A 22,967-nucleotide genomic window follows, 5' to 3' on the forward strand; every position below is an offset into this window, starting at 1 on the left:
TCACTTCCGCTTCTTGCCGTCGTAGAACGGGTTCTCCCAGATGACCGAACCGCCCTGGCCGAGACCGACGCACATGGCGGTCAGTCCGTAGCGGACGTCGGGACGCTCGGCGAACTGCGCCGCGAGCTGGATCATCAGACGCACACCGGATGCCGCGAGCGGGTGCCCGACCGCGATCGCGCCGCCCCACTGGTTCACCCGCGGGTCGTCGTCGGCGATGCCGAAGTGGTCGAGCAGCGAGATCACCTGGATAGCGAACGCCTCGTTCAGCTCGAACAGGCCGATATCGGAGATCTTCAGCCCGGCCTTCTTCAGAGCCTTCTCGGTCGACGGGATGGGACCGATGCCCATGATCTCCGGCTGCACGCCGGCGAACGCGAACGAGACGAGCTTCATCTTCGGCTGCAGACCGAATTCCTTGACGGCACCGCCACCGGCGAGGAGCGACATGGTCGCCCCATCGGTGAGCGGAGAGGACGTGCCGGCGGTGACCCGGCCATGCGGACGGAACGGGGTCTTCAGCGCCGCGAGATCTTCCATGGTCGTCTGCGGGCGGCGTCCCTCGTCTTCGGTCGCCAGGCCCCAGGCGCCCTCGGCATCCTTGACCGCGACGGGAACGAGATCCGGCTGGATCTTGCCGGCGTCGTAAGCGGCCTGCACCTTGTGCTGGCTGAGCATGCCGAAGCGGTCGGAACGCTCCTTGGTGAGGTGCGGGAACCGATCGAAGATGCGCTCAGCGGTAACGCCCATATTGAGGGCGCCGGGGTCGACCATCTTCTCCGCGACGAAGCGCGGGTTCGGGTCGGCGTTGGCGCCGATCGGGTGGTGACCCATGTGCTCGACGCCGCCCGCGAGAGCGAAGTCGTACATGCCGATGCCGATGGATGCCGCCATCGTCGTCACGCTGGTCATCGCCCCGGCGCACATGCGCTCGACGGCGAGACCGGGAACGGTGTTGGGGAGCCCGGCCAGGATCGCGACCGAGCGGCCGAGGGTCAGGCCCTGATCGCCGGTCTGCGAGGTCGCAGCAATCGCCACGTCATCGACGCGGTCTGCGGGGACGGCGGAGTTCCGCTCCATCAGGCCGATCGTCGCCTTCACAGCGAGGTCATCTGCGCGGGTGTTCCAGTACATGCCCTTTTCGCCGGCGCGCCCGAACGGGGTGCGCGTGCCATCGACGAAGTAGACGTCCGATATCTCGGCCACTCTGCCTCCAAAGGTTGGGGAATGCCTTCAGCCTAGGAGGCGCGGAGAGGCGCCGGGAATCGGTTGGTTCGAACCTACGATTCCGGAGCGACGGTCGGGTCGGGCGATTGCGCGGCTTCTACAAAGGCATCCACGATCTTCTGTGCAGTCTGGTCAATCTGCCACGGCCGAGCTCCGAGGCCGGCAAGGGCGGAGGCGACAGCATCCGTCGTCAGCGCGGGCGGCGTCCACGCGAGGCGGCGCAGCATCTCCGGCTTCAACAGGTTCTCGGTCGGCATGTGCAGCTCTTCGGCCACCGCCTCGACAGCTGGGCGTGCGAGCTTGAGACGCGCGTCGGCCTCGGGGTTGCGATCCGACCACGCACGCGCCGGGGGGAGAGAATCGGTGGACGCCCGTGCTCGTGGGAGATCTTCTGTCTCGCGCCCGCGCACGATGGCGGCCCACCAGCGGTCCAGTTCCGAACGACTCGCGCGACCGTTGAATGCCTGAACGCCCGCGAGCGCCTGCTTCGACTGGGGATTCGCGAGCACCGCGGCGACCAGCGACCGGTCGGGCACGAGTCGCCCTGGCGAGGTGTCCTGTTCCTGCGCGTACTGCTCCCGCGCCTCCCAGAGCGAACGGGCGATGGCGAGGTTGCGCGCGCCCTTGACCTGGTGCAGCCCGCTGAGCCGGCGCCAGGGGTCTTCGCGCGGCGCACGCGGCGGCTGCGCCAGCGTCGCTGCGAACTCCTGCGCCGCGAATTCGGTCTTCGACTGCTCGTTCAGTTCTTCGGCGATGTGATCACGTACGTCGACGAGGTGCAGGACGTCCAGCGCTGCGTACTCGAGCCACGAATCCGGAAGGGGACGAGTGGACCAGTCCGCCGCGGAGTGCTCCTTCTTCAGCGTGATGCCGATGGTGTCTTCGACGACGGCCGCGAGTCCGACACGTTCATGCCCCAGCAACCGGGCAGCCAGCTCGGTGTCGAACAGCGTCGCCGGCTCCAGTCCGATCTCGCGCAGTGACGGCAGATCCTGGCTGGCGGCATGGAAGATCCATTCGGCATCGCCGATCGCGGCCTGCAGCGGCGTGAAATCTCCGAGCGCCGGCGGATCGAACAAGAACACGCCGGCGTCGCGGCGGAAGACCTGCACGAGGTACGCGCGCTGCGAGTACCGGAACCCGGAGGCACGTTCGACATCGACGGCGACAGGACCAGTCCCTGCGGCCAGCGTGCGGCATGCTGCTTCGAACTGGGAGAATTCGTCGATGACGGCGTACTCAGTCACGACCTGCCTTTCGCGCGCCGAACACGGCGATGTTCTCGGAACCGGGCGGAAGGCCGGCGAGCATGCCGACCAGTTCCGCCCACGCTTCCGCGTGCGGCCGGAATGGCGCTTCCGGCGTCCAGGAAGAGCGTAGTTCGATCTGCGCGCCATCGCCTTCAGCGGCGAGCGATCCGAACCCCTTCGAGATGGTCTTCGTCGAGGTTCCGGATGCCGAGTGATAGCCGGCGTCGCGGGAATCGAGCGCGTCGATGAGCCACGACCAGGTGACATCGGCGAGCAGCGGATCGGTACCGATCTCGGGCTCGAGCGGAGCCTGGGCGAACGCGACGATCCGCCAGGGGCCGCCCCATGCCGGCGGTTCGTCGGGATCGTGCAGCAGCACCAGCCGACCGGTGCCGTAGATGGAGCCGCCGTTCTCGTCCGGGCGGACGTCGGCCGCGAGGGCGACCGAGAACGGCGCGAGCCCTTGCGGGGCGGTGATCTCGCGCACCACGATGTCCGTGCGGAACGTCGTCGCACGCAGTTCGTCGGCTACGCGTGCGAACTGCGCTCCGGCGTCGGGGTGTGCGCTCACGGTGACAGGCTAGAGTCAGGAAGCGATGAAGAGTCTCAGGCACGCCGTTGCTCTGCTCCTACCCGCACTTCTGGCGTTCGCCACCGGTGCGGCGCTGGTGGTGTTCTCGATCGGCCGTCGCGTCGTGACTCCCAAGGGGCGCGTGGCGGACACCGAGATCATCGCCGTCGACACGGGCGCGCAGACCATCGAGCTCACTCGAACCCCCGACACCGAACTGCCCGGCCGCTATGGCCTGTTCACCACCGGCACGTACGGGTATGTGAAACTCGGCGCCGTGCTGAGTGCCGATGCCGTGCGGGTGCGGCGTAAGCTGCTCACCCAGATCGAGCCGGGTGCGAAGATCGATCGCGCGGCCGGCTTCAGCGGCTGGTACTACGCCTCGCCGACGGAACTGCACCTGCCGTGGGAGCCGGTGCTCATCGGCTCACCCGCGGGCCCGTGCCCGGCCTGGTTCTTCCCGGCCGAATCCTCGATCTGGGTGATCCAGGTGCACGGACGGGGCGTCACCAGGGCCGAGTGCCTGCGCGCCGTTCCGGTCTTCCATGCCCTGGGGCTGCCGAACCTCCTCGTCTCGTACCGCAACGACGGCGAGGCCCCGCGCAGCCGCGGCGGCTCGTACGCGCTGGGCGCGTCGGAATGGCGGGATGTGGATGCGGCGATCTCGTACGCCCTGCGTCATGGCGCCGAGCGCGTGCTGCTGATGGGCTGGTCGATGGGCGGGGCGATCGCCCTGCAGACGGCGGTGTCATCGGGAAACCGGCAGGCGATCGCCGGTCTCGTGCTCGATTCACCGGTCGTCGACTGGCGGACGGTGCTGAAGTTCCAAGCGCACCTGTCCGGGATCGTCGACCCGCTGCCGGCGCTGGCGATGAACGCACTGTCGTCGCCGCTGACGGCACGGTTCAGCGGCTCGGAGGACGCCATCCCGTTCGATCGCCTCGACATGGTCGCCAGGGCCGACGAGCTGACCGTCCCGATTCTGCTGCTGCACAGCGACGACGACGGATTCGTGCCGCCGGATGCCTCCCACGCCCTGGCCGACGCCCGCCCGGATATCGTCACGATGCCGCGATTCGCCGGTGCCCGGCACACCAAGATCTGGAACTACGATCAGGTCGGCTGGACCGCCGCGATCACCGACTGGATGAGCGCCAACGGATTCGGCGCGGCTGACTGATCAGCGTCTCTCGGTGATCTGGCGCTTCACGCGCATCAGCATGCCGGTCATCCCCGCGATCCGCAGCGGCGAAACTGCGCGGGTGAGGCCGATCGACTGCGGGTAGTCGTCCGGGATGGCGAGCACATCATCGGCCGTGAGTCCGCTGATGCCCTGGGCCAGGATGCTGGCGAATCCGCGCGTTGTCGGCGCCTCCGGCGGAGCGGTGGCGTGCATGGTCACGATGTCGTCGCGCACCTCGACGTAGATGTAGACGGGGGACTGGCACTCCGCGACCCGTTCGCACATCTCGGGGTGATTCGCGACCTCGTCGGAGACCGGTGGGAGCTCGTTCGAGAACTCCAGCAGCAGCTGGAGGCGCTCGGCCTCGGGCAGCGCGAGGAAGTCGTCGCGGATCTCCGCGAGAGTGTCTGGAACGTGCGTGGTGCTCATCCCGGCAATTCTCCCACGGTCAGCGCGAGCCGGGCTCCGACCCTGTGACGATCGGCACGCGCACGGCGCTGCCCCATTCCGTCCACGAGCCGTCGTAATTGCGAACGCTGTCGAACCCGAGCAGGTGCTTGAGGACGAACCAGGTGTGACTGGACCGCTCGCCGATACGGCAGTACGCCACGATGTCGTCGCCGTCGGAGATGCCGGCGCCGTCGCGATAGATCGCGTCGAGCTCAGACCGGCTCTTGAACCCGCCGTCTTCGGCGACCGCCTTCGCCCACGGAACACTCTGCGCGGTCGGGATGTGGCCGGCGCGCAGCGCGCCCTCCTCCGGGTAGGCCGGAGCCGTGGTGCGCTCACCGCTGTACTCCTCGGGCGAGCGCACATCGATCAGAGGGCCGGACCCGATGAACGCGACGACGTCGTCCTTGTAGGCGCGCAGCACCGAGTCGTCGCGCTCGACGACCGGGTATTCGGTGCGAGTCGGGTTCGGAGCATCGGTCGTGATCTCGCGGCCCTCGGAGATCCAGCGGTCGCGGCCGCCATCGAGCAGGCGAACGTCTTCGTGGCCGAACAGCGAGAACACCCACAGCGCATAGGCGGCCCACCAGTTGTTCTTGTCGCCGTAGATGACGACGGTGTCGTCGCGCGAGATTCCCTTGCGGCTGAGCAGATCGGCAAAACCCGCGCCGTCGACGTAGTCGCGCACGACAGGGTCGTTGAGTTCGGTGTGCCAGTCGATCTTCACAGCGCCCGGGATATGCCCGGTCTCGTAGAGCAGCACGTCCTCATCGGACTCGACGACGACCAGCCCGGGCTGCCCCAGGTGCGCGGCGAGCCACTCGGTGCTGACGAGTCGTCCGGGCTCGGAGTACTCGGCGAACTTCGGAACGGACGTGTCGAACTCGATGGTCATGCGGCTCCTCGGGTGAATGGGGCTCTATGGGGAACGGCGTAGTGTTGAGCCGTCCCTTTCGACATTAGAGCCGTTCGGTGCGCCCGGCGCCGGATCCGTAAGACTTCGACACAGGAATCGTATGACAGAACCGATCCACCTCACTTCGCGTGAGCCCGTCGTCACCGGTCCCGAGATGCTCGCAAGTCTCGTGCCGCCGCCGCAGTTCGACGGTGCCACCTTCGAGAGTTACCGCTCGGATGACGCGTATCCGTCTCAGGCTGAGTCGAAGGAGCTGCTGCAGCGGTTCGCGGGGCGCGGGGCTCCTGCCAAGCGGGGCGGATTCTTCAGTCGGGCGAAGAAAGAGCCCGAGATGAAGCCGGGCGTGTACCTCGACGGTGGTTTCGGGGTCGGAAAGACCCACCTGCTCGCATCCATTTATCACGCTATGCCCGCGCGCCGGAAGTACTTCGGATCGTTCATCGAGTACACCGCGCTGGTCGGAGCGCTCGGCTACAAGAACACCGTCGATCTGCTGCGCGGCGCCGACCTGCTCTGCATCGACGAGTTCGAGCTGGATGATCCCGGCGACACCATGGTCATGACACGCCTGCTCGGAGAGCTGGTCGCCTCGGGGACCAAGCTCGCCGCGACATCGAACACCCCGCCGAACGCGCTCGGCGAGGGGCGGTTCGCCGCCCAGGACTTCCTGCGCGAGATCCATGCCATGTCGGACAGTTTCGCGACGATCCGCATCGACGGCGTCGACTTCCGGCAGCGCGCGCTCGATGGCAAGGCCGTCAGCATGTCGGATGCCGAGTACGAGAACGCGATCGCGTCGGCAGCCGGTACGGCATCCGATGACGTCTTCGGCGATGTCGTCCGTCATCTGGCGAAGGTGCATCCGTCGCGCTACATCCGCCTGATCGATGGGGTCTCTCTGGTGGGACTGCGCGATGTGCACGTCCTCACCGATCAGTCAGAGGCGCTGCGCTTCGTCGCTTTCGTCGACCGGGTGTACGACGCGCAGGTGCCGATCGTCGCCAGCGGCGTCAGCCTCGACCAGGTGTTCGCCGAGGAGATGCTCGGGGGCGGATACCGCAAGAAGTACCTGCGCGCCATATCCCGACTGAACGCATTGACGCATTCTGCGCAGCTCCAAAGCGCCCCGTAACGCGATGTTCACGCGGCATCCCCCGGTGTAACGCGGTCGAAACAGATCACGCGCATCCCGGAAACGCGGCCTCGCCACACTGAAGCTCTCAACTACTTCGGATGTGAGGTTTTCCTATGGATGCTCCCGGCAACATCTCGTGGGGTATTACCGCGACCGCGCTCGTGCTGCTCATGACGCCCGGTGTCGCCTTCTTCTACGGCGGACTCGTCAAGGCGAAGAGCGTCGTCAGCATGATGATGATGAGCTTCGGCTCCATCGGGCTCGTCGCGGTGCTGTGGATCCTGTTCGGCTTCTCGATGAGTGCGGTCGACAGTCCGACCGCTTTCGCCGGCAACCCGTTCGCTGACTTCGGGCTCGGCTCTCTCGCGGCAGGGGAGGGCTCGAACGTCGCCCTGATCGGCGTCGCCTACGGTGCGACCTTCGCGATCATCACCGTCGCGCTGATCTCGGGTGCCATCGCGGATCGAGCGAAATTCGGCAGCTGGCTGATCTTCGCCGGCGTATTCGCCACGGTCGGGTACTTCCCGATCGCCGCGTGGGTATGGGGCGGCGGCTGGATCATGGAGCTGGGCACGACGCTGTTCGGTGCAGACAGCGGCATCGGCGTGATCGACTACGCTGGCGGCACCGCCGTGCACATCAACGCGGGTGCTGCGGCTCTGGCGCTGGCGCTCGTTCTCGGCAAGCGCATCGGCTTCCAGAAGGGCATCCTGAAGCCCCACAACGTGCCGCTGACACTGCTCGGCGCCGCGCTGCTGTGGTTCGGATGGTTCGGATTCAACGCCGGTGCCGAATGGCTCTCGGAGGACATGGGCGGCGTCGGCCTCATCGGACTGAATACCCTCGGTGCGACGGCGGCTTCGATCCTCGGCTGGATCCTGATCGAAAAGATCAAGGACGGCAAACCCACCTCCATCGGCGCCGCGTCGGGTGCCGTGGCCGGTCTCGTCGCCATCACCCCGGCCTGCGCGAATCTGACCCCCGGCTGGTCGCTGCTGCTCGGTGCCGTCGCCGGTATCGTCTGCGCGCTGGCGGTGGAGCTGAAGTTCCGGCTCGGTTTCGATGACTCGCTCGACGTGGTCGGCATCCACCTCGTCGGCGGTCTCATCGGAACGCTGTACCTGGGCCTGTTCGCCACCGGCACCGGACTGTTCGTCGGCGGCGACGCTCGCCAGCTCGTCGTCCAGTTGATTGCCGCGCTCGGGGTGCTGATCTACTCCTTCGTCGTCGCGTTCATCATCGGCTTCGTCATCCAGAAGACGATCGGATTCCGCATCACCAACGAAGACGAGATCGCCGGTGTCGACGCGGTCGTGCACGGCGAGGAAGGGTACGCGCTCATCGACGCACGATAGGTCGGCACGCAATAGGTCGGCAGTATGCCGGTCGATAGTGTGACGGGGTGAGTTCTTCTCAGAGCATCCTTCGTCAGTTGGCAAACCTCGTCATCAGGGCACTGTCGAACAGTTCGTCCCGGACTCCGAAACAGGAGCCGGGACGATCTGGCGCGTCGGCTCAGTCGGAGTCGGGGCGCGGGCAGGGGAGTGAGACAGTTCAGATCGACCCCGAGCGCATCCCCGGTCTGCAGGTGGACTATTCGCCCGCGAAAGACGGCGCGCCGGATTCCGGCGAGGTCATCTGGACGTGGGTGCCGTATGAGGAGAACGACGGTCGTGGTAAGGATCGCCCAGTGCTGGTGATCGGCAGGCATTCCGCCGATCGCGTCTACGCCGTGCGGATGACCAGCAAGGCGCACGATCGTGATCGCGACTACCTGTCCATCGGCAGCGGCGGCTGGGATTCGCAGGGGCGCGAGTCGTGGGTCGACATCGAGCAGTTGTACAGCGTGCACACCGACGGAATGCGGCGCGAGGCGGCGATCCTCGATCGGAAGCGCTACGACCGCGTCGCTCACGCACTCGTGCAGCGCTATGGATGGGCCCGCCGCTGACGAGTCAGACGCCCCGGAGCGCGACGGTATTCGAGAGCGCAGGAAACGCCTGCAGCACCATCTCGACGAGTTCGTCCGACGGACGTGTCAGTGGGTCTGTCGCCGGGACGGCGAGATCGAGTTCGATCTCATCGATCGCCGCAGCGAGCTGCCCGTCAGTGAGATTCTCATGGTTGATGGTCACACCGATCACCTTGGTGTCAGCGAACGCTTCGATGAGCGCGACCTCGTCGGCGACCTTTGGCATCGGCATCATCGGAAAGTCTCCGAGGACGTGCCGTCCGGGGGCATGCTGAACGATCACGCCTTCGGGGCGGCTCCCGCGCAGGATATGCGCAGACGTGAGATACGCGGGGTGGCTGAGCGCCCCCTGACCCTCCACGATGATGATGTCGGGGTCCTCGCCCTCGAAGGCCGCGACGACCTGATTCTCGACCTCTCCGGAGCAGAACTGTGGGACGAGGGCATCCAGCGCCACGCCGTAGCGGCCGCCCTGGATGATCGTTGTCTGGCCGGTGCCGACCATGACCGCGCGGATGCCGCGATCGTTCAGCGCTCGGACGAGAAGGGTGGCCGTGGTGCGCTTGCCGATAGCTCCGTCGGTTCCGAGGATGGCGATCCGTGGACACTTCACGTCGAAGATGCGCCCCGAAAACAGATGAAGGTCTTTCTTCTCCTTCGGGCGGCGCACATCAGTGATCGTGACCGAAGCGAGTACGGCCGCTGCCGCGAACTCCGCATCGTCGTTGAGAAACTCGTGCAGTCCGTTGATGATGTGCATGCCGCGCGCGATGCCGTCGAGAAGCACGACGCGCTGCGCTTCGGAGAGCAGCCCGTCGGCCGGCGCGACGCCGCAGATGAGATAGTCCGGAGTCTGTCCGGCGTGCGCGATGGCTTCGCGAAGGTTGTTGAGTATGGGGATGCCGTTGGCGCGACCGTCGAGGAAGGATCCGGCATCAGCGCCGGCGTTTCGACTGTCGATGACACCGAGGATCTCGTATTTCTCAGAGTGGCGGACCAGACCGTTTGCGGTCTTGCCGTCCTGCTCGCCGAACTGCGCTTCGCAGTAGACGATTGCCGTCGAACCGACGGGCAGGGCGGGGGACAGGGATTGCGCATACATGGAATCGGGGCTCCTCGAGCTCACACAGAGGAGGCGACGGAGAACGAAATGGCTGGGAGCAGCCCGTTGGTCGACAAGAAGTCTTCCCTGAAGTCGGCGAATTGCCGAGTTTGCTCACCGTAGCAGTGGTGGATGCACACCCCAGACCGGGGTGCGGATTCCGATCCGATTCACGGAGCGCACCGAACCTTCTGTGTCAGCCGCTTCTCGCGGCCTCACACAAGGAGGAAATCATGCGCTTCATCCCCACCAAGGTCCACGGCGTCCTCGACTATCTGGTCGGCATCGCTCTGATCGCCGCGCCCTGGATCTTCGGATTCGCCAGTGTCGGCGGCGCTGCCGTCGTGATCCCGATCGTGCTCGGCATCGGGCTCATCGTCTACAGCCTGTTCACGAAGTACGAGTGGGGACCGTTCGGGTTCATCCCGATGCCCGTGCACCTCGTCTTCGACATCGTCGCGAGCCTGTTCCTGGCGTTGTCGCCGTGGATCTTCGGGTTCGCCGGCGAGGCGATGAACGTGTGGCTGCCGCATGTGGTCGTCGGCGTCGTCGTGATCATTGTCGTGATCTTCTCGAAGCCGCAGCCGGCGGAGCCGAAGGTCGCCCGCGCCTGAGAGCGGATGCTGAGGTGCGTGCGGTCGTGCCTCAGCGGGAGTGCGAGTCCCTGTGCGGGCTCGTACTCCACACCGTCCAGACGATCAGGACGGGCTGGAGGAACAGCCGGACGAACCTCTTGGCGTCGGTGTCGAGCAGTGGTGCCGACCACCGCCGGCGCCACTGCTGCACGTTGCCGGGGAACACCGCGACGAAGAAGGCCGCTGTCGCCCATCCGACGCGCCGCCGTTCTTTCGGGAGCGCGACGAGACCTGCGGCGAGCCCGAGTTCGACGGCGCCGGACGCAATGACGATGCCGTCTTCGTCGAGTCCCGTGGCCTTCTTCGCCCACTCGGGGATCAGGCCGCGAAAGCCTTTGGTCTGGGTGAAGTGGAAGACTCCCATGAGCGCGAGGCCCACTGCCAATGTCCATCGCGCGATATGTCGGATCATCTGATCACGCTACTCGCTAAGTGGTGGGCGATGCCGGACTCGAACCGACGACCTCTTCCGTGTGAAGGAAGCGCGCTACCAGCTGCGCCAATCGCCCATGACCCTGGGGTCGAGAATCGATACTACCGGAACGAACCGGCGGTTCTGGACCACGCGCATTGACACGCGCGAGATCGGCGTCTGGTTTTGCGAGGCGAGAATCTTCGGCTAATGTTTTACAAGTGCCCGGGACGCCGGAACACGAAATGCGGATGTAGCGCAGTGGTAGCGCATCACCTTGCCAAGGTGAGGGTCGCGAGTTCGAATCTCGTCATCCGCTCGAGTGCAGAGAGTCTCTTCGAGAGGTTCACCGCACGTGGGGTCAATCCACACGGTGGCGTGGCCGAGCGGCTAGGCACCGGCCTGCAAAGCCGTTTACACGGGTTCGAATCCCGTCGCCACCTCACCACACAACTGAAAAGCCCCATTGGGCGCGATTGGCGCAGCGGTAGCGCGCTTCCCTGACACGGAAGAGGTCACTGGTTCGATCCCAGTATCGCGCACCACCTCAAAACCCCCGGATTTCCGGGGGTTTTCTCGTTCCTGGAGCATATCGTGGGCTCGCAGCACGCACAGCCGACCCCCATCGGGCGAGTAGCCTAGAAGACGACCCAGATGGAGTGACCTGTGCCTGAAATCGACGAGTCGAACGCCGCCGCCCGCGACGGCTTCGCCCTGTTCTCTGATCGATCCGTCGTCGCCATGCGCGTGAACGGCGAACTCAAGGATCTCGCGGCCACCGTGACCGAGACCGATGACGTCTCGCCGGTCACGATCGACAGCGAGGATGGCCTGGCGATCCTGCGCCACTCCACCGCCCACGTTCTCGCCCAGGCCGTGCAGCGCATCAACCCGCAGGCGAACCTCGGCATCGGCCCGCCGGTCACCGACGGCTTCTATTACGACTTCGGCGTCGATACCCCGTTCACGCCCGAGGATGTCAAGGCGATCTCGAAAGAGATGCAGCGCATCGTCCGGGAAGGACAGCGTTTCGTCCGCCGCGTCGTGACCGCCGATGAGGCCCGCGCTGAGCTCGCCGACGAGCCGTTCAAGCTCGAACTCGTCGAGCTCGCCGGCGGCCCCGGTTCCGGAGCAAACGCCGCTGAGGGCGCATCCGCCGAGATCGGCGCCGGCGAGCTGACGATCTACGACAACACCACCAAGGACGGCGAGGTGGTCTGGAAGGATCTCTGCCGCGGCCCGCACCTGCCCAGCACCCGCATGATCGGCAACGGCTGGGACCTCACCCGCATCGCCGCCGCCTACTGGCGTGGCAGCGAGACGAACCCGCAGCTGCAGCGCATCTACGGCACGGCGTGGCCCTCGAAGGACGAGCTGCGCGCCTACAAGGAACGCCTGGAGGAGGCGGCCAAACGCGATCACCGCAAGCTCGGCAAGGAGCTCGATCTGTTCTCCTTCCCGGAAGAGATCGGCTCGGGCCTGTCGGTCTGGCATCCGCGCGGCGGCATCGTCCGCGGTGAGATGGAGCAGCACGCGCGCAAACGCCACATCGAGGGCGGATACACCTACGTGTACACCCCGCACATCTCCAAGGAAGACCTCTTCCTCACTTCCAACCACCTCGTCACCTACAAGGACGGCATGTTCCCGCCCATCGTCATGGACGAGGAGCGCGACGAGAACGGCGAAATCACCAAGCAGGGGCAGGACTACTACCTCAAGCCCATGAACTGCCCGATGCACATCCTGATCTACAAGGAGCGTGCGCGCAGCTACCGTGACCTGCCGTTGCGTCTGGCCGAGAACGGCACGGTCTACCGCAACGAGCTCTCCGGCGCCCTGCATGGCCTCACCCGTGTGCGCGGCTTCACGCAGGATGATTCGCACCTGTTCGTGACGCCCGACCAGCTTGAAGAAGAAGTCCAGAAAGTGCTGGAGTTCATCCTCTCGATGCTCCGCGACTTCGGACTGACGGACTTCGAGCTCGAACTCTCGATGAAGGACGATGAAAAGTCCAAGTGGATCGGCTCCGATGAGTTCTGGGAGTCCTCCACCGACGCGCTGCGACGCGTCGCCGTGGCATCCGGTCTCAAGCTCACCGAGGTACCGGGCGAGGCGGCCTTCTACGGACCGAAGATCGACCTCAAGACCCGCGACGCCATCGGCCGCACCTGGCAGCTGTCCACGGTGCAGGTCGACCCGAACCTGCCCGAGCGGTTCGAACTCGAGTACATGGACAAGGATGGGCAGAAGAAGCGTCCGATCATGATTCACCGCGCGCTGTTCGGCTCGATCGAGCGCTTCTTCGCAATCCTGCTCGAGCACTACGCCGGCGACTTCCCGGTCTGGCTCTCACCCCTGCAGGTCGTCGGCATCCCCGTGGCAGAAGACTTCGCCGACTATCTGGGGGACGTGATAACCACCCTGCGCGAGAACGGTGTGCGCGCCGAGCTCGACGCCTCGGATGACCGGATGCAGAAGAAGATCCGCACCCACACCACCGGCAAGGTGCCGCTGATCCTCATCGCGGGGGAGAAGGATCGGGATGCCGGAACGGTCTCGTTCCGGTTCCGTGACGGCACGCAGCAGAACGGCGTACCGATCGCGGATGCCGTCGCCCGCATCCGCACGGCGATCGACACCCACGCGCTCGTGCACACCGGGGAGGACCTCGCGTGAGCCACGACGGAACCGCTGAGGCGGCCGGAGACTTCGCTGGCGTGCCCGACGAGTTCCAGCGGCTCTGGACGCCGCACAGGATGGCCTACATCGCAGCCGGGCCCGAGCCGCTGCGCGAGGAATGCCCGTTCTGCGAGGCACCGAAGCATCCCGACGAGGAACGGCTGGTTGTGGCGCGGGGTAAGACGGCCTACGTGCTGTTGAACCTGTTCCCGTACAACTCCGGGCACCTGCTCGTGTGCCCCTACCGGCACATCGCCACGTACGATCAGGCGACGCCGGAAGAGGTCGCCGAGATCGGCGCACTCACGCAGACCGGCATGCGGGTGCTGCGCGAGGTGTCAAAATGCGATGGCTTCAACCTGGGGATGAACCAGGGAGCCGTGGCTGGCGCAGGCGTCGATGCGCACCTGCACCAGCACATCGTGCCTCGGTGGAAGTCCGACGCGAACTTCTTCCCGATCATCGCCAAGACGAAGGCGCTCCCGCAACTGCTGGGCGAGGTGCGGGAGGCCGTCGCCAAGGCGTGGCCCGACGCCTGAAGATCAGCGCAGCGGAGCGACGTTCTCGCGGTGTGCGATGTGCTCCGGCCGAGACGCCGGTGCGGCATACGGATGCACGAGCTCATTTTCCACACTGTTGAACACCATGAAGATGTTCGACCGCGGGAACGGCGTGATGTTGTTGCCCGAGCCGTGCATGATGTTGGAATCGAACCAGAGCGCGGAGCCTGCGGCTCCCGTGAACTGATCGATGCCGTACTGCTCGGCGAGCTGGCTGATGTCCTCTTCGCTGGGCACCCCGACTTCCTGCGCCTGCAGTGACGAGGCGTGGTTGTCCTCGGGGGTCTCGCCGACGCTCGACACGAACGTTTTGTGCGAGCCGGGCATCACCATTAGCCCGCCGTTGAACGGGTAATTGTCGGTGAGTGCCAGGGAGCAGCTGACCGCGCGGGGGATGGGCATGCCATCCTCCGCGTGCCACGTCTCGAAGTCCGAGTGCCAGTAGAAACCCGTCCCACGGAACCCGGGCATGTAGTTGATCCGCGTCTGGTGGAGGTACACGTCACTGCCGAGCAGCTGACGTGCGCGGTCCAGCAGACGGGGATCACGCGTCAGACGATCGAGCTTCTCGCTCAGGTGGTGCACCGCGAAGACCGACCGCACGGCGCCGGTGCTGCGCTCACGGATGACGCGCTCGTCGGTTGCGAGCTCCGGAGCATCCGAGAGCCGCAGCAGCTCGGCGGTGTAGTCGGTCACCTCGCCCGCGCCCAGGAAATCGTCGATCACCGTGTAGCCGCGGGCTTCGTGCGCGTCGAGTTCATCTCGGGTGAACGGACCCGACGCATCACCCCAAACGGCAGGATGCTCGCGTTTCAGAGGCGGTCTCGGCTCCGTGAGCCGACTCGGGTACAGGTCCTGGTCGGTGCCTGTCATCGTCATCGTCATTCTCCTGTTCTCTTCGATGGGCCGTGAGAGTCACCACGGCGGCTCTGGGAGATGGTGTCAGCCGACGGGCTCCGTCACCAGGGGGTAGACACCGTTCTCGTCGTGGACTTCGCGTCCCGTGACCGGAGGATTGAACACGCACACGGTGCGGATATCGGTGCGCGGGCGCACCCGGTGCCGATCGTGGTCGTTCAGCAGGTAGAGCGAACCGGGACGCAACTGATGCACCTCGCCCGTCGCCATGTCTTCGATTTCGCCCTCTCCCTCGACGATGAAGACGGCCTCGATGTGGTTCTGGTAGCAGAACTCGGATTCGGTGCCGGCGTACAGGGTGGTTTCATGCACTGAGAATCCGACGCCCTCACGGGCGAGGATGATGCGCTTGCTGCGCCAGTTCTCGGACTTGATGTCTGCGTCGGTGTCGGTGATGTCATCAATCGTGCGAATGAGCATGAAGAATTCCTTGTCTGTCTGTTCGAATGCTGGGGCCGGGGCGCGCTCAGGCCGCGAGAGCGTCGGCGACCGAGGCCTCGATGATGTCGAGTCCGCGGTCGAGCTCGTCATCGGTGATCGTGAGGGCGGGCAGGATCTTCATGACCTCGCCGCTCGGTCCTGAGGTCTCCATCAACAGACCCCGCTCGAAGGCCGCGGCGCAGACCGCGTCGGCGATGTCACCGTCGGCGAACTGCAGGCCGCGGGCGAGGCCGCGACCCTTGGCGACGATCTCGGCATCCTGGAACTTCGACACGATCGCGTTGAAACGGCTCTCCACGCGGGCGCCCTTCTCGATCGTGGCCTTCTCGAGTGCGTCATCCTGCCAGTAGGTGCGAATCGCCTCGGTGGCCGTGGCGAACGCCGGCGCGATCCCGCGGAACGTGCCGTTGTGCTCACCCGGCTCCCAGATGTCGAGATCGGGACGAACGAGTGTCAGCGCCATCGGCAGGCCGGAGCCGCTGATCGACTTCGACAGGCAGACCATGTCGGGCACGATGCCGGCTTCCTCGAAGCTGAAGAATCCGCCGGTGCGTCCGCAGCCCATCTGCACGTCGTCGACGATGAGAAGGATGTCGTGCCGACGGCACAGATCTGCGAGGCCGCACAGCCATTCGGCGCGCGCGGCGTTGATGCCACCCTCGCCCTGGACGCTCTCGACGATCACAGCGGCCGGAAGGTTCAGTCCGCTGCCGCTGTCGGTGAGCAGCCGCTCGAAGTAGAAGAAGTCGGGGTAATCCTGGTTGAAGTAGTCGTCGTACGGCATCGGGGTGGCGTGCACGAGCGGCACACCGGCGCCTCCGCGCTTGAGCGAGTTGCCCGTGACGGACAGGGCACCCAGCGTCATCCCGTGGAACGCGTTCGTGAAGTTGATCACCGATTCGCGGCCGGTCACCTTGCGGGCCAGCTTCAGCGCGGCCTCGACCGCGTTAGCTCCGCCCGGGCCGGGGAAGACGACGCGGTAGTCGAGATTGCGCGGCTTGAGAATGCAGTCGGAGAACGTCTGGAGAAAGTCCCGACGCGCGGTGGTGAACATGTCCAGCGAGTGGATCACGCGGTCGTCGGTGAGATAGTCGATCAGCACCTTCTTCAACGCGGGGTTGTTGTGGCCGTAGTTGAGCGCTCCGGCACCGGCGAAGAAGTCGAGGTACTCGCGCCCCGACTCGTCGAAGATGGTGCTGCCGACGGCGCGGTCGAACACGACCGGCCAGGACCGCGAGTAGCTACGGACTTGAGACTCGAGCGACTCGAAAATCTCGGTGTCTGCTGTGATGGAAATGGACATCTGTGCCTCCTGAGGCGTGCGTACGCTCCGGCGTACGCGGCAGCTCGGCGCCGGGTGGACGTCGAGGCTGGGAAGGATTCCCAGACTGGATCGGTCGTCACCCTCGCTGGTGCGAGGGGAACGGTCCGATCCGATGCAACCGTTCCGCGTCATGCGAATCGGGAAAATGATGTGCTTCGAACAGTGGCTCAGTCGTCAACGGCGCGTTCCGGCGAGCTGCGAAGCTCGCGAAGAGGCGCTGCGACGCCGTGTTGTCGTCGGTGATCGTCGTCTCGAGGTGCGTCACGGTCGGCGCAGCACCGGGAGCGGCATCGAAGAGGTCGTCGAGGAGACGACCGGCCAGCCCCGCACCGCGGTGGCTCTCGTCGACAGCGATCTGCCAGACGAACAGGCGATCCGGATGTTCGGGTCGCCGGTAGCCGAGCACGAAGGCGACGACGTCGTCATCGACCAGTGCGACTCGGCAGGTCTCCGCGAAATCACGCGCGAAGAGCAGATACATGTACGAGGTGTTCAGATCGAGATCACCGGAAGCTCCGGCGACCCGCCACATACCGGCACCATGCGATGCGGCAGGGGCGACGATCCGGGCCCTCGCGGGCTCGGGGACAGGGGCATGGGGTACTTCGTTGAACGAGAGCATGCGTCCCCGACGCTAACGAGAATGCGTGCCAACGGCAAACCGCGGCGTGTCTGGGCGCGTACTCAGAGAACTTCGGAAAGATGCGTCCACGCGCGCGGGATCAGCGAACCCGGCGTGCTCCGAACTGTATCTGCGGGTGCGCGTAGGACTCCTGTGCCTCGATGAGCTGCAGCTCGCGTTCTCCCGAGTCCAGCGTCAGCTGCAGCAGGTCGAACACGCTCGACGCCGTGCGCTCCAGTGCGACCTGGGCGCTGCCGGATTCGACGTAATGCGCCGTGAACAGCGCCGCGGTGACGTCACCCGACCCGTTGGCCTTCATCGGCAGGAACGGTGTCTGCACGATCCACGCGCCGTCGTCGTCCACCGCGAGCATCTCGATCGTGCCCTCCTCGCGGTCGGGACGCTCGACACTGGTCACCAGCACGGCGCTCGGGCCCATGGCGCGGGCCAGGTCGACAGAATCCAGCGTCGATTCGAGCGCGTGGGGTTCGGTGCGGGTGAGGAAGCCGAGTTCGAACTGATTCGGGGTGATGATGTCGGCAACGGGCACGACTCGCTCGCGCAGCAGCTCGGGGATCGCCGGTGCGACGAAGCATCCCGACTTCGCATTGCCCATGACGGGGTCGCAGGAGTACAGCGCGTCGGGGTTCGCCGCCTTGACCCGTGCGACGGCATCGATGATGACATCGCCGATGCCCTCGCCGCCCTGATAGCCCGAGAGCACGGCATCCACCTGGCCGAACACGCCGCGCTCCTCGATCCCGGTGATGACGTCGCGGACGTCGTTCGGGTCGATGAGCGGTCCGCGCCACGCACCGTAGCCGGTGTGGTTCGAGAAGTTCACCGTGTACACCGGCAGCACGTCGACGCCGATGCGCTGCAGGGGGAACACCGCGGCGGAGTTGCCGACATGTCCGTAGGCGACTGCGGACTGGATCGAGAGGATCTTCATCCCCCGATCTTCTCACCCGCCGGCGTCGATCATCGCGCGGCGGCGGTGATGTCGGCGACGAGACGTCCGGCGTCGGCATCGTTCAGATCGTGCACGGTGAGCCGCAGGTGCTCCGACGGTGCCGCCTTCTCACCGAGCAGGAACTCGTCACCCGTGCGCACGAGCCAGCCACGCCGAATCAGCTTCTCGGACACCACGCGGGCCGTCTGCGGAAGCCGCACCCAGAGGCTCATGCCGTCGACGTACTCTGCGGCGATGCCGCTGGCGCTGAGTCGTTCGGCGAACGCTCGGTTGCGCTGTGCGTAGTGAGCACCGGCCGCTCTGATCGTCGCCCGTGCGTCGTCATCGGTGAGCATGCCGAGTGCCAGCCGCTGCAGCAGGTGGCTCACCCACGTCGTTCCGGGGCGCAATCGCATCGCGAGCCGTTCGGCGGTCTCGGGGTCGGTGGCGGCGAGGGCGAGGCACATGTCCGGCCCGAGGAACTTCGAAACCGATCGCAGCAGCGCGTATCGGCGGTGTCGAGGACCGATGAGGCTCTCATACGGCTGCTCGGACAGCATCGAGAAGTGGTCGTCCTCGATGATGAGGACGTACGGATGCTCGGCGAGGAGCTCGCGCAGGGCCGCGGCGCGTGCAGGGGAGAGGCTGACGCCGGTCGGGTTTTGGGCGCGCGGCGTGCAGATCACGGCTCGCACACCGGCATCCAGAGCGGCGCGCAGCCCATCGATGGTCATTCCCTCGTCGTCGACCGGCACCGGGACGGCCCGGTACCCGCCGAGGCGGACCGTGTGGATGCTGGCGAGGAAGCACGGATCCTCCAGGGCCACCGCGTCATCGCGCATCAGGGCCTGGGCGAGCAGACGCTCGACGGCATCCACGGCACCACTGGTGACCGTGATGCGGAAATCGGATGCCGGCAGGTCGCCCGCGACCCACGTGCGCGCCCAGGCATCCAGGCCAGGATCGATGACGGGCTCGCCGTACAGCACCGGCCGGCCGACCACGCCCGACAGCACCGCCGAGGGGTCGGGGATCAGCGCGGCATCGGGGTTGCCGGTGCCGACGTCACGCAGCACGGTATCCGCCGCGAAGCCCTCCTGCGCGACCGGGTCGTGTTCGACGAGCATGGTGCCTGCCCGACCACGGCTGACGACGATGCCGGCTCGGGAGAGCTGTCGGTACGCGGCGACGGTCGTGTTGCGGTTGACGCCGAGACGCGCCGCGAGCTCGCGGACCGGCGGCAGAGCAGCGCCGGGCCCGAGCACACCGCGTTCCCGGAGCTCGCGGACGCTGCCGGCGATCTCGGCGGCCGTGCGACCGGTGATCAGCTCACTCATGACACCTCCTGATCTCTGAGTCTACGGGCGCGTCCTGCGGTGGTATCTTTTGGCATAGATCAAACACTTCATTGGATGCACGGAAGGTTTCACCATGACCGCAGAAGGCAACACCACCACCGGATCGGCACGCGTCAAGCGCGGGCTCGCCGAGATGCTCAAGGGCGGCGTGATCATGGATGTCGTCACCGCTGAACAGGCGAAGATCGCCGAGGATGCCGGGGCCGTGGCAGTTATGGCGCTCGAGCGCGTCCCTGCGGATATCCGCGCGCAGGGCGGGGTGTCGCGCATGAGTGACCCCGACATGATCGACAGCATCATCGACACCGTCTCGATCCCGGTGATGGCGAAGGCGCGCATCGGCCACTTCGTCGAGGCTCAGGTGCTGCAGGAGCTCGGCGTGGACTACATCGACGAGTCCGAGGTGCTCTCGCCCGCCGACTACGTCAATCACATCGACAAGTACGGGTTCACGGTGCCGTTCGTGTGCGGTGCGACGAACCTCGGCGAGGCGCTGCGCCGGATCAACGAGGGCGCCGCGATGATCCGTTCCAAGGGTGAGGCCGGCACCGGCGACGTGTCCGAGGCGATGAAGCACATCCGCAAGATCCGTGGTGAGATCGCCGCCCTCGGCGCACTGGCGAAGGACGAGCTCTACGTCGCGGCCAAGGAGCTGCAGGCACCGTACGAACTCGTCGCCGAGATCGCCGAGACCGGCAAACTCCCCGTCGTGCTGTTCGTCGCGGGCGGTGTCGCGACCCCGGCGGACGCCGCGATGATGATGCAGCTCGGCGCCGACGGCGTCTTCGTGGGGTCTGGCATCTTCAAGTCCGGCAACCCGGCCGAGCGTGCGAAGGCGATCGTGAAGGCGACCACGTTCTACGACGACGCGAAGGTCATCGCCGAGGTCTCGCGCGGTCTCGGCGAGGCGATGGTCGGCATCAACGTCTCCGACCTCGCCGCACCGCACCGGCTCGCCGAGCGTGGCTGGTAACCGCACCGTCGGCATCCTGGCCCTGCAGGGCGACGTGCGCGAGCATGAGCACGTCCTGCACGGGCTCGGGGTCTCGACCGTGCGGGTCCGGCGGCCCGAAGAGATCGCGACGATCGACGCTCTGGTCATCCCGGGCGGCGAATCCACCGTGATCGACAAACTGTCGGTCGCTTTCGACCTTCGCGAACCGATCCGTGATGCGATTCGAGAAGGCCTGCCGGTGCTCGGCACGTGCGCCGGCCTCATCATGCTCGCCGATAGGGTCGTGGACGCGGCGGCGGGGCAGCAATCATTCGGCGGGCTCGACGCCGTGGTACGGCGGAATGCCTTCGGACGGCAGGTCGATTCCTTCGAGGCCGAGCTGCAGGCTCCCGCGATCTATGGCGACCCGGTGTGGGCGGCGTTCATCCGCGGGCCGGTGATCGAATCCGTCGGCCCGCGCGCGACGGTGCTCGCCCAGCTCGAGGACGGGCGCATCGTCGGCGTGGAGCAGGGCGCACTCATCGGCTTGAGCTTCCACCCCGAGATCAGCGGGGAGCCGCGGTTCCACGAACGCCTGCTGCGCACGCTGTAGCGTGGGCGCATGCGACGGTCGATCGGGTCTACAGGAGTCAGCGCGAGCGGCGGAAGCGTGACGCTCATCGGTCGTCGAGGTGACGGCTGGCAGCGCGTGGCCGAGAGCGAGATGAGCCTGGCCGAAGCGGTCTCGTTGCTGGAATCCGACGGCCACGAGGGCGCCCACGTCGACCCGGCGTTCGACGACGCGATCGCCTCGGACCAGGCGGGAGCTCCGCGGTTCGCCCCCGGTGACGAGATCCTGTGGCGCTATGGACGGCACATCGAGACCGCACGGGTGATCCGCGATGACGCGCGCGGGTTGGTGGTGTGGATACCGGTCGGCTCCGCCCGGCTCGAACCCGTGCCCGCGGACGGACGCCGACACCGCGACGTGCCGCTGGCCGAGCGATTCCGCACGCCCTGGGTGATGGCCGAGAAGACCTGGACGGGGGCTGGGATCGTGCGTGTTGCGCCGGCGGGACGGCCCTGGTCGGTCTGGTTCTTCCGAGACTCCGACGGAACGCCCGCGGGTGCATACGTCAATCTTGAGCTCCCGCATCGCCGAGTCGCCGGCGAGACGCAGGGGATCTTCTCGCGGGATCTCGTGCTGGACGTCTGGATCGACGCGGAGAATCCCGGGTCCGAGGACATCTGGCTGAAGGATGCCGACGAGCTCGCCGAAGTCGTGGAACAAGGTCGCTTCACCGCCGCGCAGGCCGAAGCGGTGCGCCGCCTCGCCGACCTCGCCGCTCACGAGTTCATCGCGTCGGGCGATTGGCCGCTCGATGAGGGATGGGACCGCTGGATGCCGGATCCGGCGATGGATCAGCCGGTGCCGATGCCGCCGGCTGCAGCCATCGACGCTGCGCGACGGAGGTCTGGCAGCGCAGTTCGTTAGGATGGACGATGCCTTTGGCGCTGCCAAAGGGCGGAAGCGACGAGCGGAGATATATGTCCGGGCACTCCAAATGGGCGACCACGAAGCACAAGAAGGCCATCATCGACTCCCGGCGCGCGAAGTCATGGGCCAAGCTCATCAAGAACATCGAGGTGGCCGCGAAGCTCGGCGGCGCTGATCTGGCCGGCAACCCCACCCTCTACGACGCCGTGTTCAAGGCGAAGAAGATGTCTGTCCCGAAGGACAACATCGACCGCGCGGTCAAGCGTGGAGCAGGCATCGGCGGCGAGGCCGTCGAGTACACCTCGATCATGTACGAGGGCTACGGTCCCAACGGCGTGGCGCTGATGATCGAGTGTCTGACCGACAACAAGAACCGCGCGGCCGCCGAGGTGCGCACGGCGCTCAGCCGCAACGGAGGCAACCTGGCCGACCCCGGCAGCGTCGCGTACAACTTCACCCGCAAGGGCGTCATCGTCGTCGGAGCCGAGGGCACCACCGAAGATGACGTGATGGAGGCGGTGCTCGAGGCGGGCGCCGAAGAGATCGAGCCGCACGGCGACGGTTTCGGTGTCATCACTGAGGCCACAGACCTCGTCACCGTTCGCACGGCGCTGCAGGAGGCCGGTATCGACTACGAGTCGGCTGACGTCGAGTTCGTGCCGAACGTCAAGGTCGAGATCGATGCCCCGACCGCGCGCAAGATCTTCCGACTCATCGATGCGCTGGAAGACAGCGAGGACGTGCAGAACGTCTACAGCAACCTCGACCTCACCTCCGAGGTGCAGGCCGAGCTCGAGAACGACGACGACGAGTAAGGCGCGCCGC

At 66.2% G+C, this 22,967-nt stretch carries 24 protein-coding genes and 4 tRNA genes; 14 read left to right on the forward strand and 14 right to left on the reverse strand.

Going from position 1 to position 22,967, the window contains the following annotated elements:
- The 3 genes from ACTICP_RS02370 to ACTICP_RS02380 all read right to left on the reverse strand — a co-directional run bounded on the left by ACTICP_RS02370 (position 1) and on the right by ACTICP_RS02380 (position 3,048).
- On the reverse strand, positions 1-1,206 hold the full coding sequence (locus ACTICP_RS02370; protein ID WP_441889132.1) for a thiolase family protein: 1,206 nt from the start codon (positions 1,204-1,206) through the stop codon (positions 1-3).
- Between the two features lie 74 nt (positions 1,207-1,280).
- Positions 1,281-2,474, reverse strand: a complete 1,194-nt coding sequence (locus ACTICP_RS02375; RefSeq protein WP_441889134.1) for a ribonuclease D — start codon at positions 2,472-2,474, stop codon at positions 1,281-1,283.
- Complete coding sequence (locus ACTICP_RS02380) at positions 2,467-3,048, reverse strand: DUF3000 domain-containing protein (RefSeq protein WP_441889136.1); 582 nt, start codon at positions 3,046-3,048, stop codon at positions 2,467-2,469. Before ACTICP_RS02380 ends, ACTICP_RS02375 begins: the two co-directional genes overlap by 8 nt.
- A gap of 25 nt (positions 3,049-3,073) precedes the next feature.
- On the opposite strand from ACTICP_RS02380, the gene ACTICP_RS02385 reads away from it, so the two are divergent.
- Positions 3,074-4,228 carry an alpha/beta hydrolase family protein gene (locus ACTICP_RS02385; RefSeq protein ID WP_441889137.1) on the forward strand — a complete coding sequence of 385 codons (1,155 nt, stop codon included), beginning with the start codon at positions 3,074-3,076 and terminating at the stop codon, positions 4,226-4,228.
- On the opposite strand, the gene ACTICP_RS02390 is transcribed toward ACTICP_RS02385, so the two are convergent.
- Both ACTICP_RS02390 and ACTICP_RS02395 read right to left on the reverse strand, forming a co-directional pair.
- Positions 4,229-4,660: a SufE family protein gene (locus tag ACTICP_RS02390; RefSeq protein WP_441889139.1), complete on the reverse strand. Its 432-nt coding sequence runs from the start codon at positions 4,658-4,660 to the stop codon at positions 4,229-4,231.
- 19 nt (positions 4,661-4,679) lie between these two features.
- Positions 4,680-5,576, reverse strand: a complete 897-nt coding sequence (locus ACTICP_RS02395; RefSeq protein ID WP_441889141.1) for a sulfurtransferase — start codon at positions 5,574-5,576, stop codon at positions 4,680-4,682.
- Positions 5,577-5,697: 121 nt separating this feature from the next.
- Here ACTICP_RS02395 and zapE point away from each other — a divergent pair, with 121 nt between their 5' ends.
- The 3 genes from zapE (at position 5,698) to ACTICP_RS02410 (ending at position 8,683) form a co-directional block, all read left to right on the forward strand.
- Complete coding sequence (gene zapE, locus ACTICP_RS02400) at positions 5,698-6,729, forward strand: cell division protein ZapE (RefSeq protein ID WP_441889143.1); 1,032 nt, start codon at positions 5,698-5,700, stop codon at positions 6,727-6,729.
- A gap of 116 nt (positions 6,730-6,845) precedes the next feature.
- Positions 6,846-8,087: an ammonium transporter gene (locus tag ACTICP_RS02405; protein WP_441889145.1), complete on the forward strand. Its 1,242-nt coding sequence runs from the start codon at positions 6,846-6,848 to the stop codon at positions 8,085-8,087.
- A gap of 47 nt (positions 8,088-8,134) precedes the next feature.
- Positions 8,135-8,683 (forward strand): type II toxin-antitoxin system PemK/MazF family toxin, encoded by a 549-nt coding sequence (locus ACTICP_RS02410; RefSeq protein WP_441889146.1) that lies wholly within the window; start codon positions 8,135-8,137, stop codon positions 8,681-8,683.
- 4 nt (positions 8,684-8,687) lie between these two features.
- Here the strand turns inward: ACTICP_RS02410 and ACTICP_RS02415 are convergent, their stop codons facing one another.
- Entirely contained in the window at positions 8,688-9,806 is a 1,119-nt protein-coding gene (locus ACTICP_RS02415) for a DUF1611 domain-containing protein (protein ID WP_441889148.1), read from the reverse strand.
- Positions 9,807-10,039: 233 nt separating this feature from the next.
- On the opposite strand from ACTICP_RS02415, the gene ACTICP_RS02420 reads away from it, so the two are divergent.
- A complete protein-coding gene (locus tag ACTICP_RS02420; protein WP_441889150.1) occupies positions 10,040-10,420 on the forward strand; it encodes an SPW repeat domain-containing protein in 381 nt (126 codons plus the stop codon).
- Positions 10,421-10,451: 31 nt separating this feature from the next.
- Here ACTICP_RS02420 and ACTICP_RS02425 read toward each other — a convergent pair whose 3' ends face one another.
- On the reverse strand, positions 10,452-10,853 hold the full coding sequence (locus tag ACTICP_RS02425; protein WP_441889152.1) for a DoxX family protein: 402 nt from the start codon (positions 10,851-10,853) through the stop codon (positions 10,452-10,454).
- A 21-nt stretch (positions 10,854-10,874) separates the two neighbouring features.
- Positions 10,875-10,950: transfer RNA gene (locus tag ACTICP_RS02430), tRNA-Val, on the reverse strand.
- 150 nt (positions 10,951-11,100) lie between these two features.
- On the opposite strand from ACTICP_RS02430, the gene ACTICP_RS02435 reads away from it, so the two are divergent.
- From ACTICP_RS02435 to ACTICP_RS02455, 5 genes are all read left to right on the forward strand, one after another.
- Positions 11,101-11,172, forward strand: a tRNA-Gly gene (locus ACTICP_RS02435).
- 53 nt (positions 11,173-11,225) lie between these two features.
- A tRNA-Cys gene (locus tag ACTICP_RS02440) sits at positions 11,226-11,296 on the forward strand.
- Between the two features lie 27 nt (positions 11,297-11,323).
- Positions 11,324-11,398, forward strand: a tRNA-Val gene (locus ACTICP_RS02445).
- A 196-nt stretch (positions 11,399-11,594) separates the two neighbouring features.
- Positions 11,595-13,532 carry a threonine--tRNA ligase gene (gene thrS / locus ACTICP_RS02450; protein WP_441889295.1) on the forward strand — a complete coding sequence of 646 codons (1,938 nt, stop codon included), beginning with the start codon at positions 11,595-11,597 and terminating at the stop codon, positions 13,530-13,532.
- Entirely contained in the window at positions 13,529-14,074 is a 546-nt protein-coding gene (locus ACTICP_RS02455) for an HIT family protein (RefSeq protein ID WP_441889154.1), read from the forward strand. Before thrS ends, ACTICP_RS02455 begins: the two co-directional genes overlap by 4 nt.
- A 3-nt stretch (positions 14,075-14,077) precedes the next feature.
- On the opposite strand, the gene thpD is transcribed toward ACTICP_RS02455, so the two are convergent.
- The 6 genes from thpD to ACTICP_RS02485 all read right to left on the reverse strand — a co-directional run bounded on the left by thpD (position 14,078) and on the right by ACTICP_RS02485 (position 19,689).
- Entirely contained in the window at positions 14,078-14,974 is an 897-nt protein-coding gene (gene thpD / locus ACTICP_RS02460; protein ID WP_441889156.1) for an ectoine hydroxylase, read from the reverse strand.
- A 63-nt stretch (positions 14,975-15,037) separates the two neighbouring features.
- A complete protein-coding gene (locus ACTICP_RS02465) occupies positions 15,038-15,433 on the reverse strand; it encodes an ectoine synthase (RefSeq protein ID WP_441889158.1) in 396 nt (131 codons plus the stop codon).
- Between the two features lie 46 nt (positions 15,434-15,479).
- A complete protein-coding gene (gene ectB, locus ACTICP_RS02470; protein WP_441889160.1) occupies positions 15,480-16,757 on the reverse strand; it encodes a diaminobutyrate--2-oxoglutarate transaminase in 1,278 nt (425 codons plus the stop codon).
- 97 nt (positions 16,758-16,854) lie between these two features.
- Entirely contained in the window at positions 16,855-17,400 is a 546-nt protein-coding gene (ectA, locus tag ACTICP_RS02475) for a diaminobutyrate acetyltransferase (RefSeq protein ID WP_441889162.1), read from the reverse strand.
- A gap of 100 nt (positions 17,401-17,500) precedes the next feature.
- Positions 17,501-18,352, reverse strand: a complete 852-nt coding sequence (gene pdxY / locus ACTICP_RS02480) for a pyridoxal kinase PdxY (RefSeq protein WP_441889164.1) — start codon at positions 18,350-18,352, stop codon at positions 17,501-17,503.
- Between the two features lie 29 nt (positions 18,353-18,381).
- A complete protein-coding gene (locus tag ACTICP_RS02485) occupies positions 18,382-19,689 on the reverse strand; it encodes an aminotransferase class I/II-fold pyridoxal phosphate-dependent enzyme (RefSeq protein WP_441889166.1) in 1,308 nt (435 codons plus the stop codon).
- A 94-nt stretch (positions 19,690-19,783) separates the two neighbouring features.
- Between ACTICP_RS02485 and pdxS the strand changes: the two genes are divergently transcribed.
- Genes pdxS through ACTICP_RS02505 form a run of 4 tightly spaced genes read left to right on the forward strand, consistent with a single transcriptional unit; the run spans position 19,784 to position 22,957 of the window.
- Positions 19,784-20,683 (forward strand): pyridoxal 5'-phosphate synthase lyase subunit PdxS, encoded by a 900-nt coding sequence (pdxS, locus tag ACTICP_RS02490; RefSeq protein WP_441889168.1) that lies wholly within the window; start codon positions 19,784-19,786, stop codon positions 20,681-20,683.
- Positions 20,673-21,257, forward strand: coding sequence for a pyridoxal 5'-phosphate synthase glutaminase subunit PdxT (pdxT, locus tag ACTICP_RS02495; RefSeq protein WP_441889170.1), 585 nt, complete (start codon positions 20,673-20,675; stop codon positions 21,255-21,257). Before pdxS ends, pdxT begins: the two co-directional genes overlap by 11 nt.
- A gap of 9 nt (positions 21,258-21,266) precedes the next feature.
- Positions 21,267-22,139 carry a DUF402 domain-containing protein gene (locus ACTICP_RS02500; RefSeq protein ID WP_441889172.1) on the forward strand — a complete coding sequence of 291 codons (873 nt, stop codon included), beginning with the start codon at positions 21,267-21,269 and terminating at the stop codon, positions 22,137-22,139.
- A gap of 53 nt (positions 22,140-22,192) precedes the next feature.
- The gene (locus tag ACTICP_RS02505; RefSeq protein ID WP_441889297.1) at positions 22,193-22,957 is read left to right on the forward strand and encodes a YebC/PmpR family DNA-binding transcriptional regulator; all 765 of its coding nucleotides are present in this window, start codon (positions 22,193-22,195) and stop codon (positions 22,955-22,957) included.
- Positions 22,958-22,967 lie beyond the last annotated feature (10 nt).

Source organism: Microbacterium sp. (assembly GCF_052102115.1).
Classification (GTDB): Bacteria; Actinomycetota; Actinomycetes; order Actinomycetales; family Microbacteriaceae; genus Microbacterium.

Excerpts from the sequence above, each read along its gene's own strand:
- ACTICP_RS02505 (WP_441889297.1), top strand. The coding sequence starts at position 22,193 with ATGTCCGGGCACTCCAAATGGGCGACCACGAAGCACAAGAAGGCCATC.
- ACTICP_RS02385 (WP_441889137.1), top strand. The coding sequence starts at position 3,074 with ATGAAGAGTCTCAGGCACGCCGTTGCTCTGCTCCTACCCGCACTTCTG.
- ACTICP_RS02465 (WP_441889158.1), bottom strand. The coding sequence starts at position 15,433 with ATGCTCATTCGCACGATTGATGACATCACCGACACCGACGCAGACATC.
- ACTICP_RS02485 (WP_441889166.1), bottom strand. The coding sequence starts at position 19,689 with ATGAGTGAGCTGATCACCGGTCGCACGGCCGCCGAGATCGCCGGCAGC.
- ACTICP_RS02420 (WP_441889150.1), top strand. The coding sequence starts at position 10,040 with ATGCGCTTCATCCCCACCAAGGTCCACGGCGTCCTCGACTATCTGGTC.
- ectA (WP_441889162.1), bottom strand. The coding sequence starts at position 17,400 with ATGCTCTCGTTCAACGAAGTACCCCATGCCCCTGTCCCCGAGCCCGCG.
- ACTICP_RS02405 (WP_441889145.1), top strand. The coding sequence starts at position 6,846 with ATGGATGCTCCCGGCAACATCTCGTGGGGTATTACCGCGACCGCGCTC.
- ACTICP_RS02395 (WP_441889141.1), bottom strand. The coding sequence starts at position 5,576 with ATGACCATCGAGTTCGACACGTCCGTTCCGAAGTTCGCCGAGTACTCC.
- ACTICP_RS02500 (WP_441889172.1), top strand. The coding sequence starts at position 21,267 with ATGCGACGGTCGATCGGGTCTACAGGAGTCAGCGCGAGCGGCGGAAGC.
- zapE (WP_441889143.1), top strand. The coding sequence starts at position 5,698 with ATGACAGAACCGATCCACCTCACTTCGCGTGAGCCCGTCGTCACCGGT.
- ACTICP_RS02390 (WP_441889139.1), bottom strand. The coding sequence starts at position 4,660 with ATGAGCACCACGCACGTTCCAGACACTCTCGCGGAGATCCGCGACGAC.
- ACTICP_RS02415 (WP_441889148.1), bottom strand. The coding sequence starts at position 9,806 with ATGTATGCGCAATCCCTGTCCCCCGCCCTGCCCGTCGGTTCGACGGCA.
- ectB (WP_441889160.1), bottom strand. The coding sequence starts at position 16,757 with ATGTCCATTTCCATCACAGCAGACACCGAGATTTTCGAGTCGCTCGAG.
- pdxS (WP_441889168.1), top strand. The coding sequence starts at position 19,784 with ATGACCGCAGAAGGCAACACCACCACCGGATCGGCACGCGTCAAGCGC.
- thpD (WP_441889156.1), bottom strand. The coding sequence starts at position 14,974 with ATGACGATGACAGGCACCGACCAGGACCTGTACCCGAGTCGGCTCACG.
- ACTICP_RS02425 (WP_441889152.1), bottom strand. The coding sequence starts at position 10,853 with ATGATCCGACATATCGCGCGATGGACATTGGCAGTGGGCCTCGCGCTC.
- pdxY (WP_441889164.1), bottom strand. The coding sequence starts at position 18,352 with ATGAAGATCCTCTCGATCCAGTCCGCAGTCGCCTACGGACATGTCGGC.
- thrS (WP_441889295.1), top strand. The coding sequence starts at position 11,595 with ATGCGCGTGAACGGCGAACTCAAGGATCTCGCGGCCACCGTGACCGAG.